The following is a 15,678-nucleotide window of genomic DNA, read 5'->3' as shown; positions in this document are numbered from 1 at the left end:
GAGGCTAGTCGTCCAGCGAAACCAGGGCCTTCCCGCGGCTGAGGTCGACGACCATGGCGAGGATCGCTTCTGCCTCGTCCTTGCGCAGCTCGACGGTCAGTACGGGCCCCTTGTCCGTGAAGCTTTCGTTATTGATCGCCACGTCGCGCGCGAGAAGCCGCGCCTTGATCAGTGCCATATCGGAAAAGTCGAGGGCGACGGTGGCGCGCACGATCTCGATCATCTCGACCTTTTCCGCCGCCCTGAGGCACAGCGCCGCCGTGCCGCCATAGGCGCGCACCAGGCCGCCGCTGCCAAGCAGGATGCCGCCGAACCAACGGGTGACCACGACAGCGACGCGGTCGAGCTCCTGGCCGTCTATGGCCGCGAGAATGGGCTTGCCGGCCGTACCGCTCGGCTCGCCATCGTCACTGAAACGATAGGCCTGGCCGATGCGCCATGCCCAGCAATTGTGGTTCGCGTTGGGATCGGAATGGGAGGCGAGGAAGTCTTTCGCAGCCTGTTCGTCGGCAATGGGCGCGGCAAAGGCCAGAAAGCGGCTTTTCTTGACGTCCTGGTTTGCCGTTTCGATGCGCTTGAGGGTGAACATGGCTGCTTCCGTTTCTCAGACGCTGATAACGGATTGCGGGGAAGGGCGCCACCACGGTTTGGATCGGTGCAGGCCCGGTTCGCTGCTAAGCGCCCGAGCGAAATGGGTCCGCATTCCTCTCCCCTCATTCCTGTGCCTGTCACAGGAATCCAGTCACGGCGCGTCTGCGCCGTGAGAAGACTCTGGATCTCGTGAAGCAAGTTTTCCGCGCCGCCGACGCGGCTCGGCTGGATCCCTGTGACGGGGCACAGGGATGAGGTGGAGAGAGGAAGGCGATCGTCCCTTCATCGCCTCTCCCGCGGGCGGGAGAGGCATTCTTGTCAGCGAAACGCCACTTCGATTTAGCCGATTGCCATCAGGCTGGCGTTGCCGCCGGCAGCGGCCGTGTTGATCGAGGTCGAGACCTCCTCGAGCAGCCAGTTCAGGCAATAGGCATCGGGGTTCTTGCCGATCTCTTCACTCGAGGCTGCCTGGACGAGAACGAGCGGGCCGGGCAGGCCGGCGATCGTCTTGCTGACCTCGCGCACCCGGGCACCGTCACCTTCGACAAGCGCGCCTGCAAACGGACCGTCGGCTGCCCAGTCCTTTGACCAGGAGAGGCGTGCGGAGACACTCGCCGGCAAGTCCTTCAGCGACGCCTGCAGGCCGGAAGCCGCGTCGACGACGACGGTGTTCCCGGTGGCAAGGGCGGCACCCAGCTGATGGTAGAGACCGGTTTCCGTCGCCGGAACGAGCAGCACGCGGCCACGCGGATGCAGCGCATAGAGGTTGCGCTCGCCGACCGGGCCCGGAAGCTCGGAGGCAAGGCCGAGGGCCGAGTTGCTGCCGGCGGTGCGGGCGGCTTCGGCTTCCGTCTTGGCACCCTTGCCGTCGAGCCACTTGGCGAAGTCGAGCAGAACGGGATCGGTATGAACCGAGCTGTGCTGCGGCGGCACCGGGGCGGTGGCGACGAGGCGGCCGAGATAGAGCGGGCCGCCCGCCTTCGGGCCGGTGCCCGAGAGTCCGCGCCCGCCGAACGGCTGAACGCCGACGACGGCGCCGATGACATTGCGGTTGACGTAGAGGTTGCCCGCCTTCACCCGCGAGGTGACATGGGCAATCGTCTCGTCGAGGCGCGTGTGCAGGCCGAAGGTGAGGCCGTAGCCGGTGGCGTTGATGTCGTCGATCAACCGGTCGAGATCGTCGCGGCGGTAGCGGATGACATGCAGCACCGGACCGAAGACTTCGCGCTTGAGATCCGAGAGCTTGTCGAGCTCGATGATCGTCGGCGGCACGAAGGTGCCCTGTTCGGTCCCGGAGGCCGGGCCGATCTGCTCGACCTTGCGGCCGAGGCCGCGCATGGCGTCGATGTGCTTTTCGATGATGCCCTTGGCTTCCGCGGTGATAACCGGGCCGACGTCGACCGAGAGCCGGTCCGTGCGGCCGATCTTCAGCTCGTGCAGCGCCCCCTTCAGCATCGAAAGCGTGCGGTCGGCCACGTCTTCCTGCAGGCACAGAACGCGCAGTGCCGAGCAGCGCTGGCCGGCGCTGTCGAAGGCCGAGGCGATAACGTCGCCGACGACCTGTTCGGCAAGCGCCGAGCTGTCGACGATCATGGCGTTCTGGCCGCCGGTTTCGGCGATCAGCGGGATCGGCCGGCCGGCGGGCGACAGCCGGTCGGCAAGCTGTGCCTGGATCAGGCGGGCGACTTCGGTCGAGCCGGTGAACATTACGCCGGCGATCTCAGGCGCTGCCACCAGGGCCGCGCCGATGCGGCCGTCGCCGGGCAAGAGCTGCAGTGCTGCGGCCGGGATGCCGGCTTCGTGCAGGATGCGCACGCCTTCGGCGGCGATCAGCGGCGTTTCCTCGGCCGGCTTTGCCAGCACCGGATTGCCGGCAACGAGTGCGGCGGCAATCTGGCCGGCGAAGATCGCCAGCGGGAAGTTCCACGGGCTGATGCAGACGATGGGTCCGAGCGCCTTGTGGGCCGGGCCGAGCGTGCGGCGGGTCTGTTCGGCGTAGTAGCGCAGGAAGTCGATCGCCTCGCGCACTTCGGCAATGGCGTTCGGCAGCGACTTGCCGGCTTCGCGCGAGATCAGGCCAAGCAGGGTCGGCATGCGCGCCTGCATCAGGTCGGCAGCGCGCATGAGGCAGGCGGCGCGTTCGGCCGGCGGGACGGCAGCCCAGCTTGCGGCGGCGTTCGCGGCAAGGGTCGCGGCCTGGCGGGCGTCAGCCTCGGATGCCTCGGTGACGGATCCGACGACATCGCGGTGGTCGCCGGGGTTGACGACGGCACGCGTTTCGCCGGAGGCGGGGCCGGTTGCCAGCTGCGGCACGGCCTTCCAGTCGACGGTGGCGCTCGCCTGCAGCGCTGCGGTCAGCGAGGTGAGGCCGGCTTCGTTGGAAAGGTCCAGGCCGGCGGAGTTACGGCGCGTTTCGCCGAAGAGGTTGTCGGGAAGCGCGATCTGGTCGTGCGGCGCGCCGACGACCGGCATGGCGCGGACGATCTCGACCGGATCGGCGATCAGCTCGTCGACGGACACCTTCGGATCGGCGATGCGGTTGACGAAGGAGGAGTTCGCGCCGTTTTCGAGCAGGCGGCGAACGAGATAGGCGAGCAGCGTCTCATGGGTGCCGACGGGGGCGTAGATGCGGCAGGGACGGTCGAGATTGCCCTTGCCGACGACTTCGTCATAGAGCGGCTCGCCCATGCCGTGCAGGCACTGGAACTCGTACTTGCCGACCTTGAAGTCCTTGCCGGCCATTTCGTAGATGGTCGCGAGCGACTGGGCGTTGTGGGTGGCAAACTGCGGGAAGATCACGTCGGTCGCAGCCAAGAGCTTCTTGGCGCAGGCGATGTAGGAAACGTCGGTGTAGATCTTGCGCGTGTAGACCGGGAAATCTTCGAGGCCGTCGAGCTGGGCGCGCTTGATCTCGGCATCCCAATAGGCGCCCTTGACGAGGCGGACCATGACGCGGCGTTCGGCGCGGCGGGCAAGGTCGATGATGAAGTCGAGCACGTAGGGGCAGCGCTTGCCGTAGGCCTGGACGACGAAGCCCATGCCGGCCCAGCCGGCGAGGTCCTTGTCGAGGCACAGCTCTTCGAGCAGGTCGAGCGAAAGTTCGAGACGGTCGGCTTCTTCCGCGTCGATGTTGAGGCCGATGTCATACTTCTTGGCGATGATGGCGAGCGCCTTCACCTTCGGCAGCAGCTCTTCCATGACGCGTGAGGCCTGCGAACGGGCATAGCGCGGGTGAAGGGCCGAAAGCTTGATCGAGATGCCGGGGCCTTCATAGATGCCGCGGCCGGCCGATGCCTTGCCGATGGCGTGGATCGCCTGCTCGTAGTCGCGATAGTAGCGCTCTGCATCGGCAGCCGTGGTCGCCGCTTCGCCGAGCATGTCGTAGGAGTAGCGGAAGCCCTTCTGTTCGAGCGCGCGCGAGCGGCGCAGCGCCTCGTCGATGGTCTCGCCGGTGACGAACTGTTCGCCCATCATGCGCATCGCCATGTCGACGCCGCGGCGGATGACCGGCTCGCCGCAACGGGCGATCAGGCGGGTGAGGGCGGCGGAAAGGCTGCGGTCGTTGACGGTCGAGGTCAGCTTGCCGGTAACGACGAGACCCCAGGTGGCGGCGTTGACGAACAGCGAGCGGCCGCCGCCGATATGCGACTTCCAGTCGCCGTCGGCGATCTTGTCGCGGATCAGCGCGTCACGGGTTGCCGTGTCCGGGATGCGCAGCAGCGCTTCGGCCAGGCACATCAGCGCCACGCCTTCCTGGCTCGACAGCGAATATTCCTGCACCAGTCCTTCGACGCCCGAGCCCTTGTGCTTGGCGCGCAGCGCCTCGATCAGCTTGCGGGCGGTCTTGGCGGCGGCGGCACGGGTGGCCGCGTCGAGCGTTGCAGCTTCGACCAGTGCCGGCAGTGCTTCCGTTTCCGGCCGGCGGTAGGCGGCGGTGATCGCCTGGCGCAGTGTGCTCTGCGGTCGAACCGGCGGGGCGAATTCGGCAAAGGGAGCCTGAGACGCGCCGGTCTCTGCAGTGGTCTTGTGAAGCGGTGTCTGGCTCATCGAGCGCTATCCTCCGGGAAGCGGTTTGAAGGGCGCAGCGCGCGCCCGATCGTGGCCGGAAAATACGCTTCCTTTCGCCGTACATCCATCCGGCAAATTTGATCTTTCGCGGAATGTTTCACCGTCCGGTGCGTGCGGAGCCGCAGAGGATGCGGAATGTTCGCAAAATTACCGGATGATCCCGTGTTATGCGGCCTTGCCGAAGTGCTTCTCGCGGGCCATCAGGCACTCGTCGTCGCCGGGCATGCAGGTGCGACAGACGATCGGCCGGATCGCGTAGATCTTGCAGCCGACATGGTCGCCGAGCTTGCCGCTGAGCGCCAAGCAGCGATCGTCCTCGCAGCGCATGCCGCCGAGGTCGGCGGACACATACTCTGCCGGGATCAGGTCGAGTTCCTCGTCCGTCTCCAGCGAGAAACGCGGCCAGTCGGCCGAATAGGCGCAGCAGGCGCCGCAGCTCTGGCAATCGAAGCTTTCGTCGAGGGATACGGGGTCGGTCATAGCCTCAAACTAGCATGAAGGTCCGCGGTCTGAAATGGCCCTTACGCGATGGCGGCGTCCCGGCGGGCGATCTCGTAGTCCTCCGTATGCACCAGCACGCCATCGTCGGTCACGACGGCGATGCCATAGGCGGCCGGCTCGTCGACCGACAGCGAGGCGTCGGGTGCATCGAAGGGCATCGGCTGCTGGTGTACAGGGCTCTTGAAGACCGAAAACGGGATGCCCCGGCTGGAACCACTGATCGTCCGGTGCACATGGCCGGCGAAGATGTGCCGCACATTGCCGTGCCGTTGGACGAGGTCGTAAAACTCCGTCTCGTTGGCGAGCCGGATCATGTCCATGCCGCTAAAGCCCGTCCTGTGCGGCGGATGGTGCATGAAGATGAGCACCGGCCGGTCGCCGGCATCGGCCAGTTGCCTGTCGAGCCAGGCGAGCCGATTGGCGCACAGCACACCCGCATGGCTGGTCGGATAATCATAGGGCGGGGCAAACAGCGTATCGAGCAGGAGGATACGGCAGTCGGCAAAATCGATTGCCTGCTGCACGAAACCGTTCGCGTCGGTCGCCGCGTCGGCAAAGACCTCGCGGAACACCTCGCGCCGGTCATGATTGCCGATAGTGATGGCGACCGGCGGCGTCAGCTGATCGATCAGCCGTTTCAGGCGCTGGTAGGACGCAGGGTCTGCATGGTGGGTGAGATCGCCCATGAAGACCACCCGGTCCGCATCCGCATGGTAGCGGTTGACATGGGCAATGCCGTTGGCCAGCCGCTGATACGGATCGAGGCCAATAATCGTCGTGCCCTCGGGCACCATGTGCAGGTCGGTAAAGATGATCAGCTTTGTCATGGAGTTCCAGAGGGTTGCGTCCGATTGGCCCAAGCTGTCGTGCGGGCGGACTTGCGTCAAGCCGCATCTTTGGGCTCGACAGACGAACAGCCGCTCGCGGTTTTTCTTGCGGGCGCCCGCGGAAAGCGGTAATGCAGGCGCATCTGATATATCAGCCATGATCGCCGGTGAGGCGATGGCAAACGCGTTGGAGAAACGGCATGCGGTGGAAGCGCACGATCCAGTTGCTGGACGTTCATTGCGAGGGCGAAATCGGCAAGGTCGCGATCGGCGGCGTGCCGAAGATCCCGGGCAACTCGATCGCCGAGCAGCTCAACCACATCAATACGGTCGACGACAGCCTGCGCCGGTTCCTGTGCCTGGAGCCGCGCTCCGGCTCGATCGGCTCGGTCAACCTGCTGGTGCCGCCGAAGCGTCCGGAAGCCGACGCCGGCTTCATCATCCTGCAGGCCGACCAGGCGCACGCCATGTCGGGCTCGAACTCGATCTGCGTCACGACCGCGCTCTTGGAATCCGGCATCATCGAGATGAAGGAACCCGAGACCGTCGTCATGCTCGACACCGCCTCCGGCCTCGTCAAGGCAACCGCTACCTGCCGCGACGGCCGCTGCGAGAAGGTGAAGCTGACCATGGTGCCGTCCTTCGTGCATGAGCTCGACGTCGAGGTCGACACGCCGAAGTGGGGCAAGATCAAGCTCGACCTCTGCTATGGCGGCATCTTCTACGCCCTCGTCGATGTCGGCCAGATCGGCACCACGATCGACAAGGCAAACGCCCGCGAGATCGTCGAGGCCGGCATGATCCTCAAGGACATCGTCAACCGCACCATCCCCGTCGTTCACCCGGAAATCCCCGAGATCAAGGGCGTCGCCTATGTGATGTTCCGCGATGTCGAGGCCGATGGCACGATCCGCACATGCACCACCATGTGGCCGGGTCGCGTCGACCGCTCGCCCTGCGGTACGGGCAGTTCGGCCAATCTCGCGACGCTGCATGCGCGCGGCAAGGTCAAGGTCGGCGACGTGCTGAAGTCCCGATCGATCATCGGTTCGGAGTTCGAAGTCGGCCTCGAAGGCGTGACGACCGTTGCCGGCCGCGAGGCGATCATCCCGACGATCGCCGGCCGAGGCTGGACCTTCGGCCTGCACCAGGTGGCGCTCGATCCGTTCGATCCGCTGGCCGACGGCTTTGCGCTCACCGATACCTGGGGACCTCAGGCAGGCGAAATCCGCTAGTCGGCTCTTAGGGGCTGTTCCAAACGAAAACGCGGGCCGAAGATCATGGGATCTCCGACCCGCGTGGCCCTTGGGAGGCGTGTTCGATTACTTGACGCGGCTGGCCTTGGGCAGCATGGCTGTCTCAAATCCGTCGCTGACGCTGAGTTCGGCGAGCTTCTGGCCGGCAAACGCATCGCCTTCATTGGCCGCCTTGCGGAAGATTTCCCGTGCCGCGGGGATATCCTTGTTGATGCCTTCGCCGTTCTCGAGCATCAGGCCGAGATTGACCATGGCATCGACGTTGCCGCGGTCTGCGGCCAGCCGGTAGAACTTCGCGGCCTTGGCGTTGTCCTCGGTGACCAGCTTTCCTTCATCCAGGATGACCGCGAGATTGAAGGCGGCGACGTCGTCGCCGGCGAGCGATGCCCGTTCGAACCATGCGATCGCCAGTTCGCCGTTGACCGAGGTTCCCATGCCGTCGCGATAGGAGACGCCGAGATTGTAGGCGGCAAGAATGTTGCCGGCGGCGGCCGCCTTCTGGTTCAACGCGAATTCGGTTGCGATATCGCCACCTTCGCCGACCAGGACGGCATAGTTGGTCATGGCGAGCGCATGGCCATGCTCGGCGGCTTCGCCGAGAATGCGCTGTGACTGGATCTTCTGGCCGGCCTTGTCGAGAACGCGGGCCAGCTGAAACTCGGTGCGGGCGCCACTCTTCTGGTTATAGGCCTCGCGGCAGGCCGACAGCGCCACGCCGATCTTGATGTCCTCGGTGGCAACGGCCGGGAAGGCCATGTTGCGCTGCAGGTCGAAAATGCTGCCTGCCTCGCGGTCGCAGACATCGGCTGCAGAAAGCTCGGCGGCGCGGGCTGAAGGAAGTGCGATCGCAGCAACCGCCAGCAGGCTGACGACGGCCAGGATTACGGCGTTGATGATGCGGGTGCCGGATGCGCTGCGATTTTCCATGAAGCTCTCCCTTCTCTTGTCGGTGAACTTATCGCTGTCCGTTGGAGACGGCTGTTCCGGCGGGAACAGCCCGGCAACGAAAGCTCTGGCGAAGTGGCGAGCGGCTGCCGCGGGCCTAGCCTCGCGCCGCTTGCATCCGGGAGCGCCGGGACTATCCTCGGATGGCGGCAGCGCGCGAAACGGGAGAGATGCAAATGGAAGACCTGGCAGCGTCGATGCGCAAGTTGCTGGTGAGCCGGCGCGTCGTCGTCGGCGGCCTGTTGCTGACAGCCGTTAGCGGTGGTGCTGCGCCCGCCTGGGCAGGCTCAGCCCTTGGCGAGGCAACGGAGATCCGCGGCGATGTTCGGCTGAGGCAGGCGAAAAAGGACAAGCCGCTCGCCGTCGGCGGCCAGCTTTTCGAGAACGATCGCGTCCACACGAACGCCGAAAGTTTTGCAACTCTGAATCTCGGCACGGATACGCGCGTGCTTCTGGGCGCCGAAACCGAACTGCTCGTCGACAGTTTCATTGCCGGTCAGGGCGGTACGCTCGAGCTTGGAACGGGTCGCATGGTCTTCGACCGGCCCGAGGGGCTGCCGAAGGTCGATGTCGCCGTGCGCACCGCCTTCGGCATGATCGGCGTGCGCGGCACCAAGTTCTTCTGTGGTCCGAGCCGGGCCGCCTTTGCGGTCTTCGTCGAACATGGAAGCGTTTCGGTCGCGCGCGGCGGCGTCACCAAGATTGTCGCTGCAGGGCAGGGGGTGGAGTTTCATCATCGCGGGGACGCCCCGAGCGAGCCCGCCAACTGGGGCGAGGCGCGCATCAAGGAGGCCTATGCCAGTGTCGGCCTGACGCGCTGAGCTGGCGCCGACTTTATCCGCAGCGGCGGGTGCAGACGGCGCGCCGCCTCAATCGGCGACCGTGAACAGTTCCATCGTCGAGAACCCGCGGATCTCGTGGCTGCCAAGCGGGCGAAGCGGCCGTTTGCTTTCCCGAGCGGCAGCGGGCCCGACACAGATCGCCGTGCCGAGAAACTTGTTTGCCTCCTGCAGGCGCGCCGCCAGATTGATCGCGTCGCCGTGGGCGGTGTAGTCGAGCTTGCCGCCGGCGCCGACCTCGCCGACGACGGCCGGTCCCGTCTCGATGCCGATCCGCGTCCGGCCGAAACCGTTGGCGGCGAACTGCGGACGCTTGCGCATCTCTTCCGTCAGCGCGTGGATAGCCTTGGCGCAATCGATCGCCCTGTCGACATGATCGGCCAGGTCCTCCGGGGCGTTGAAGAACGCGTGCACCGCATCGCCCACCACCTTGTCCACCATGCCGCCATGGTCGGCCACCAGCGCGTTGACTTCGGCGAAGTAGATGTCGAGCAGGGCGATGAGCTCGCGCGGCTTCAGCCTCTGCGACAGGGTGGAAAAGCTCTCGATGTCGGTAAAGAGCGCCGTCACCTGACGCTCCTCGCCAGCCATGCGGGCAAGTCCGGGATTGTCGATATAGCGGGCGACCACCGACTGCGGCAGATATTGCGAAAACTTCTGCCTGGCCGTCGCTTCCGCGCGCCGAACCTCGGCAAATTGCAGCACGCTGGTCACCGCAAGGACGGCAATAAGCGCGATCGAAATGCTGACGGCGTCGATGAGCCAGCCGCTGCCATCGTAGATGACGGCGGCGGCCGTGACGGCGGTGGCGACAGCGCCAAGGCCGAGCACCGCCGATGTCAGCGGGCGCAGGCGGGTGGCGGCGAAGGCGACGCCGAGGCCGGCGACAAGTGCAGCCACGGCTTCGGCCAGCGGCAATCGGCCGTCGCGCTGGGGCAGGAAGCCGGTCAGGATCGCGTTGGCGATGTCGGCGTGGATCTGCACCGAGGGTTCGAGCGGCATCGAAGCGCTCGGCCTCAGGCCTCCGAGGCTTGGCAGGCTGCTGCCGATCAGCACGAGCTTGCCGGCGAAGCGTTCCGCCGAAGCCTTGCCGGATAGGACGTCGGCCGCCGAAACCGTGCGTTCGCTCAGCCGCTCCTGCGGGCTTGCCACGAAACGCAGGCTTCCTGTGTCGTCGAGCAAGATCGTTTGCCCGTCGATGCGAACCCAAGCCGGCTGGCCGCCGAGGATGGGCGTGCCACCGCCCCGCATCTGCCGGGTCGCTTCGATCGCCAGCGTCGGATAGGCCTCGTTGCCGAGGATGGCATAGGCCTGAACCCGGCGTATGCGCGCATCCTCGTCGCCGACGAGAAACGAGGAGGCCGCCGCACTCGCTTGGTCCATGAAGGCCGGGCACGAGGTTTCGGCGCCGTCGAGAAACCAAAGTTCGGGTGCGGTGAAGGGACGGCTGAGCGCCAGCGGCGGCACGGGACGCGGTCGCTCCTGGACCGTATCGGCAACGAGGAAGCCAAGCACGACGGCGGTCTTCGAAAGGGCTGCAGCAAGCGCCGGGTTGCCGTCGGAGGTGGGGTTACAATCGGCGCTGAAGACGAAGTCGACCGCAATCACCTTGGCGCCTGCGGTCGCGAGCTGCGACAGAAGCTCGGCGGTCGCTGCACGGTCCCACTCGCCCGAGGGGCGCGACTGGTGGGCCTGCCGGTCGATGTCGACGACGACGATATCCGGCGACTGGGGTGCCGGAACCCATTGCGTCAGACTGTCGAAGAACAGCTCGCGCTGGGTTTCGAACAGCGGTCCGGCGTAGAGATAGAGTGCTATGGCCGCAAGCAGGCTCGTGAGGCAACCGCCGGCAAGCGGCGTGAAACGCAAACGCCGGCGCTGCTCAGCGACCATACGGTCTAGTCCTCCTCGGGGTCAGCGATGCTCTGCAGGCGGCCGACCTTGCAGGCGATGATGCCTTCGTTGCGCTTGATCGCGCCGCTCTCCTCCAGCCATTGGATGGCGCGGTTCACCTTTGGCCGGCTGGCGCCGAGCACGCCGGCGATATCCGTCTGGCTCATGGTCAGCCTTAGATTGGCGCTTTCGGGCAATTCGTTGCCGTGGATCTGCCGGAGCGTCGCGAGGAAGAAGCGCGCCACCCGGGCGTTGAGGTCGTAAAGCGCGATTGTTTCCAGCCGCTCGGTCGTATCGCGAAGCTGGGCGCAGAGAAAGCGGATGACCGCTTCGGCCGCTTCCGGGCGATTGGTGACGATATCGAGAAAGGCCTTCTTGCCGATCACATAGCCTTCGGACGCGGTCATGGTCGTCGCATCGGCCGAACGGGTCTGGCCGTCGAGCACGGCCATCTCGCCGAAGATCGCGCCGGCTTCGTGCTGGCGCAGCATGAGCTCGCGTCCCTGCGGCGTGATCAGCGACAGCTTGATGCGCCCGGAGATGACGACAATCATGTAATTGCCTTCATCGCCGCGCTGGAAGATCACGGTGCCGGCCGGCCACTTCCGGTAGGTTGCGATATCCGCAAGCTCGGCAATCGTGCTCTTGTCGAATTCTTCAAAAATCGGAAACGAGCGCCAGAATGTCGGGCTCCGGTTGATTTCGTTCATGTCATGCCCCCGCGCGGCGTTCCCCAGCCGCGCCGAAATTCTTTGCCCAGCCGCTGCGTCCTTGCAACAGAAAAGAACGGCGCGCCGTCGTTGTGGTTCCGCATTGCCTTGCAGTTCTGCGTCGAGAACCGGTCGGCAGAAGGTTGACGATGGGTCGTAGGCGTTTCATTTTTGTGAACGATCTGTCGCTTGCGCAGCGGCTAGATGATTTTGAGAATGCTGATACTTCTGTTGTCAACAACCGTTTCTCACAGGAGCCTTCCATGCCTCAGAATGTTGCCGTCCTCGTCGGACGCATCCTGCTTTCTATCATGTTCATCATGTCTGGTTTCAGCAAGCTGATGGATCCCTCGGGCACTGCCCAGATGATCACCGGTGCCGGCTGGCCGGCTCCGACCGTGCTTGCCTACCTCGCAGGTCTCTTCGAGCTTGTTGCCGGTCTCGCCGTCCTCGTCGGCTTCCAGACGAAGATTGCTGCCTATCTGCTCGCCGCCTTCAGCCTGGTCACCGCCTTTGCCTTCCACAGCGGCGCGATCAATGTTCCGAACTTCCCGCCGGAAGCCAATGGCCTGCTCACCGTCTTCAACGGCCTGATGATGATGAAGAACGTTGCGATCGCCGGCGGCTTCCTGGTGCTCGGCGCTTTCGGCCCCGGCGCGCTGTCGGTCGACAAGCGCGGCGCCTGAGGCTTGGTCTCACCGTGATAACAAAAGCCCGCCGTCCATCGGCGGGCTTTTTGCGTTTGAACAGGGTCGGAGTGGGATGCGTGTGGAAAACCGCGCACACTTTTCCTCATAGCGTTCTCGGCGCGTTCGGTCTTTGATTTTCGCATGTCGTCATCTCAAAGCCGCTGCGCACTATTGCGCGACATGCTCTAGGGATAGATCACGCCCTTGCGCAGGATGACGTTGCCGTAAAGTCGAGGCTCGCTGGTCTGCACGACCGTATGGGCGGCTCGAACGCGCGGATAGAAATCGGCGCCGAGCAGGGGAACGACGTGGCGGTTCGGCTCGTGCCTGCCGCAGCACGCGATGATCTCCTGATGGACGGGGTCGAGCGCGTCCTTGTCCTGTTTGACCGTTGCCCGGAAGATCGCGTCGGGCACGAAATCGTCGATCGGCAAGACGCTCAAGATGGCGTCGAGCACCGGGATCAGCCCATGCCCGTCGAGCCGCACGAGCCGGCGCGCATGTTCCTGGCCGGGATAGTTGCCATCCACCAGCGCGATCTCGTCGCCATGGCCCATCGCCCGCAGCGTTGCGAGCAGTTCGGGACTGAGGATCGGGTTCAGGCCTTTCAGCATCAGCCGAGCTCCTTGAAGAGGACATTGGTGTCGAGCAGGTAGCGGGAAAAGAGCGGCAGGCTCGCGCCGCCGATGGCGCGCGCGTGGCTGCCAACCATGCCTTCCACCAGTTCGGGAATGGTCACGCCCTGAAGGTCGAGGTCGTAGAGCGCCTTGCGCGTGGCGGAAAGCAGCCGCGCCCGCACCCAGGGCGGGAAACCGCCGTCGATGACGACGGCGGAGAAGTCGACAATCGAGACGGCGGAGACGACGGCCTGGGCAAGAGCTGCGCCGCAGTCGTCGATCCAGATGTCGAGCGGCTCGCCGAAATCGATCCAGTCGTCGGCCGAATACCAGAGTGGCCGCGGGTCGATGCCGCGTTCGCGCAACAGGTTCTCGAGCACGAAGACCGAGGCGATCTTGAGGAGCTGGATGGTCTTGCCATCCTTGCCCGAGACCGGCAGCGGTCCGACGGCACCGGCCGTGCCGGTGCGTCCGGAAAAGAGCGCGGAGTTCAGCACGACGCCGCCGCCGATGAACGAGCCGATGTAGAAATAGACGAAATCCGGATAGCTGGCGCCGACGCCGAAGGCGAGTTCTGCGCCGCAGGCGCTGGTGCCGTCGTTCTGCAGGAAAACCGGATAGGTGGTGCGGGCCGCGACCGCCGCCTGCAGGTCGACGTCGCGCCACTTGTTCATCTCTTCCCGTGGCGCGCCCACTTCTTCCGCCCAGTTCCACAGCTCGAAGGGCGTGGCGATGCCGATGCCGGCAATGCGCTTGCGCTGGTCGGGGTTCAGCTGCTGTTCGAGCTTTGCCATGCCCGAAATGATGAAGTCGACGAGATCGCCGGGCAGCGGATAAGGGTGCACATGGTGCAGATGCAGACGGATGGTGCCGACGAAATCCATCAGCACCAGATCGGCGCTGCGCCGGCCGATCTTGACGCCGAAGGAATAGACCGCGTCCGGATTGAGCCGCATCGGCGTCGAGGGCTGCCCGACCTTGCCTCTGACGGGATCGCCCTTGACCAGAAGGCCGTCGCTTTCGAGCGCCCGCATGATCACCGAAACGGTCTGCGCCGAAAGCCCGGAGCGCCGGGCAATGTCGGCCTTGGAGAGGCCGCCGTGGCGCCGGACAAGCGACATGACCAGCCGCTCGTTATAGGCGCGCACACGCGTCTGGTTGGCGCCGCCACTCGGGTCGATGACTTCAGGTTGCGTCGGTCCCCTGTCGGGGCCGTCTGTCAGTGACATGCCACCGTCTCCTCCCGTTGGCATTGGATCATGTGCGCAGGATGCACGCGGAAACCGCATGGGGCATTCCCATCCCGTTCTGCTGCCCGCTTGGCGCAGGTCTCTTGTTTCCACTTGTCGCGGCTGTGTCAATTTGATCGGCGCGCCAATCCTCCGGTGGTGCGCCTTGATCCCAAGAATGCCACATCGAAATAATAATTCAATTTGATTTATTTATTGACACCCCGGAATTTTAGTGTTTGTTTTTATCTCGGAAGCGCCAATTGCAGCGGAGGAGAATGCTGCGCTGGCGTGGCCTGGGCCGGTCCGCCGGCACGATTTTCAATCCTTGGGAGGATTTCATGAAGAAGACTGTTCTTTCCGCCGCCTTTGGCGCGCTGTCGCTTGGCGTCGTCTTCGCCGCACCGGCACACGCTGCCGATGTCAGCGCCTGCCTGATTACCAAGACCGACACCAACCCCTTCTTCGTCAAGATGAAGGAAGGCGCCACCGCCAAGGCCAAGGAACTCGGCGTGGAGCTGAAGGCCTATGCCGGCAAGATCGACGGCGACCATGACAGCCAGGTGGCCGCCATCGAATCCTGCATCGCCGATGGCGCAAAGGGCATCCTGATTGCCGCCTCCGATACCAAGGCGATCGTCGATCAGGTCAAGAAGGCGCAGGAAGCCGGCCTGCTCGTGATCGCGCTCGACACCCCGCTCGATCCGGCGACCGCAGCCGATGCGACCTTTGCCACCGACAACCTGCTCGCCGGCAAGTTGATCGGCCAATGGGCCGCCGCCACCATGGGTGAGGGCGCCAAGACCGCCAAGGTCGGCTTCCTCGACCTGACGCCGTCGCAGCCGACCGTCGACGTTCTGCGCGACCAGGGCTTCATGATGGGCTTCGGCATCGACCCGAAGGACCCGAACAAGATCGGCGACGAGGATGATCCGCGCATCGTCGGCCACGACGTCACCAACGGCAACGAGGAAGGCGGCCGCAAGGCGATGGAGAACCTTCTGCAGAAGGATCCCGATATCAACGTCATCCACACGATCAACGAACCGGCCGCCGTCGGCGCCTACCAGGCGCTGAAGGCCGTGGGCAAGGAAAAGGACGTGCTGATCGTGTCGGTCGACGGTGGTTGCCCGGGCGTCAAGTCGGTCGCCGAAGGCGTCATCGGCGCGACCTCGCAGCAGTACCCGCTGATGATGGCGGCGCTCGGCATCGAGGCGATCAAGAAGTTCGCCGACACTGGCGAGAAGCCGAAGCCGACCGAAGGCAAGGACTTCTTCGACACCGGCGTTTCGCTGGTCACCGACAAGCCGGCAGCCGGCGTCGAATCGATCGACACCAAGGTCGGCACGGAGAAGTGCTGGGGCTGATCGCCACCTCGCTTCGAACGTATGAGCCAGTCACCGAAGGGCGGCCCCGGCCGCCCTTCGCGTAAGCGCCGATGTCTTTGACAAGGCGATAAAAACCGCGCAGCCTCTTGTAGGAGTGCTGATGCCCGCCCGAAGGCGGGCGGGCT

Annotated in this window: 13 protein-coding genes and 1 pseudogene; 4 read left to right on the top strand and 10 right to left on the bottom strand. The window is 64.9% G+C overall.

The genetic code is table 11. The annotated features are described in order from the left end of the window. Positions 1–4 precede the first annotated feature (4 nt). The 4 genes from OKW20_RS05150 to spdA all read right to left on the bottom strand — a co-directional run bounded on the left by OKW20_RS05150 (position 5) and on the right by spdA (position 5,987). On the bottom strand, positions 5–589 hold the full coding sequence (locus OKW20_RS05150; RefSeq protein WP_429170656.1) for an IMPACT family protein: 585 nt from the start codon (positions 587–589) through the stop codon (positions 5–7). A 341-nt stretch (positions 590–930) separates the two neighbouring features. Beyond that, on the bottom strand, positions 931–4,638 hold the full coding sequence (putA, locus tag OKW20_RS05145; protein ID WP_429170655.1) for a trifunctional transcriptional regulator/proline dehydrogenase/L-glutamate gamma-semialdehyde dehydrogenase: 3,708 nt from the start codon (positions 4,636–4,638) through the stop codon (positions 931–933). A 186-nt stretch (positions 4,639–4,824) separates the two neighbouring features. Beyond that, a complete protein-coding gene (locus OKW20_RS05140; RefSeq protein WP_429170653.1) occupies positions 4,825–5,139 on the bottom strand; it encodes a YkgJ family cysteine cluster protein in 315 nt (104 codons plus the stop codon). Between the two features lie 41 nt (positions 5,140–5,180). After that, on the bottom strand, positions 5,181–5,987 hold the full coding sequence (gene spdA / locus OKW20_RS05135) for a 2', 3'cyclic nucleotide phosphodiesterase SpdA (RefSeq protein WP_429170651.1): 807 nt from the start codon (positions 5,985–5,987) through the stop codon (positions 5,181–5,183). Positions 5,988–6,187: 200 nt separating this feature from the next. Here spdA and OKW20_RS05130 point away from each other — a divergent pair, with 200 nt between their 5' ends. Further along, positions 6,188–7,222 carry a proline racemase family protein gene (locus OKW20_RS05130; RefSeq protein WP_034797259.1) on the top strand — a complete coding sequence of 345 codons (1,035 nt, stop codon included), beginning with the start codon at positions 6,188–6,190 and terminating at the stop codon, positions 7,220–7,222. Positions 7,223–7,309: 87 nt separating this feature from the next. Here OKW20_RS05130 and OKW20_RS05125 read toward each other — a convergent pair whose 3' ends face one another. Beyond that, positions 7,310–7,648 (bottom strand): tetratricopeptide repeat protein, encoded by a 339-nt coding sequence (locus OKW20_RS05125; RefSeq protein ID WP_429171151.1) that lies wholly within the window; start codon positions 7,646–7,648, stop codon positions 7,310–7,312. After that, positions 7,625–8,170: pseudogene (locus OKW20_RS05120) on the bottom strand (sel1 repeat family protein); the annotation flags it as partial. The pseudogene OKW20_RS05120 and the gene OKW20_RS05125, both read right to left, overlap by 24 nt. A 215-nt stretch (positions 8,171–8,385) precedes the next feature. Between OKW20_RS05120 and OKW20_RS05115 the strand changes: the two are divergent. After that, positions 8,386–9,009: a FecR family protein gene (locus OKW20_RS05115; protein WP_429171149.1), complete on the top strand. Its 624-nt coding sequence runs from the start codon at positions 8,386–8,388 to the stop codon at positions 9,007–9,009. 48 nt (positions 9,010–9,057) lie between these two features. On the opposite strand, the gene OKW20_RS05110 is transcribed toward OKW20_RS05115, so the two are convergent. Next, positions 9,058–10,920 (bottom strand): CHASE2 domain-containing protein, encoded by a 1,863-nt coding sequence (locus tag OKW20_RS05110; RefSeq protein ID WP_429170649.1) that lies wholly within the window; start codon positions 10,918–10,920, stop codon positions 9,058–9,060. 5 nt (positions 10,921–10,925) lie between these two features. Then, positions 10,926–11,630, bottom strand: a complete 705-nt coding sequence (locus tag OKW20_RS05105) for a Crp/Fnr family transcriptional regulator (RefSeq protein ID WP_043618891.1) — start codon at positions 11,628–11,630, stop codon at positions 10,926–10,928. Positions 11,631–11,893: 263 nt separating this feature from the next. Between OKW20_RS05105 and OKW20_RS05100 the strand changes: the two genes are divergently transcribed. Further along, positions 11,894–12,316 carry a DoxX family protein gene (locus OKW20_RS05100; RefSeq protein ID WP_043618888.1) on the top strand — a complete coding sequence of 141 codons (423 nt, stop codon included), beginning with the start codon at positions 11,894–11,896 and terminating at the stop codon, positions 12,314–12,316. Between the two features lie 188 nt (positions 12,317–12,504). Here the strand turns inward: OKW20_RS05100 and OKW20_RS05095 are convergent, their stop codons facing one another. Together OKW20_RS05095 and OKW20_RS05090 are read right to left on the bottom strand one after the other, a co-directional pair. Then, positions 12,505–12,933, bottom strand: coding sequence for an RbsD/FucU family protein (locus tag OKW20_RS05095; RefSeq protein ID WP_429170647.1), 429 nt, complete (start codon positions 12,931–12,933; stop codon positions 12,505–12,507). Beyond that, complete coding sequence (locus tag OKW20_RS05090; RefSeq protein ID WP_429112201.1) at positions 12,933–14,165, bottom strand: ROK family transcriptional regulator; 1,233 nt, start codon at positions 14,163–14,165, stop codon at positions 12,933–12,935. The genes OKW20_RS05095 and OKW20_RS05090 overlap by 1 nt, the downstream gene beginning before the upstream one ends. A gap of 341 nt (positions 14,166–14,506) precedes the next feature. Between OKW20_RS05090 and OKW20_RS05085 the strand changes: the two genes are divergently transcribed. After that, positions 14,507–15,532 (top strand): sugar ABC transporter substrate-binding protein, encoded by a 1,026-nt coding sequence (locus tag OKW20_RS05085; RefSeq protein WP_429170645.1) that lies wholly within the window; start codon positions 14,507–14,509, stop codon positions 15,530–15,532. Positions 15,533–15,678 lie beyond the last annotated feature (146 nt).

Origin of the sequence: Ensifer sp. LBL (assembly GCF_050435225.1) — a bacterium.
Classification (GTDB): domain Bacteria; phylum Pseudomonadota; class Alphaproteobacteria; order Rhizobiales; family Rhizobiaceae; genus Ensifer.
This window is presented reverse-complemented; position numbering and strand designations above follow the sequence as displayed.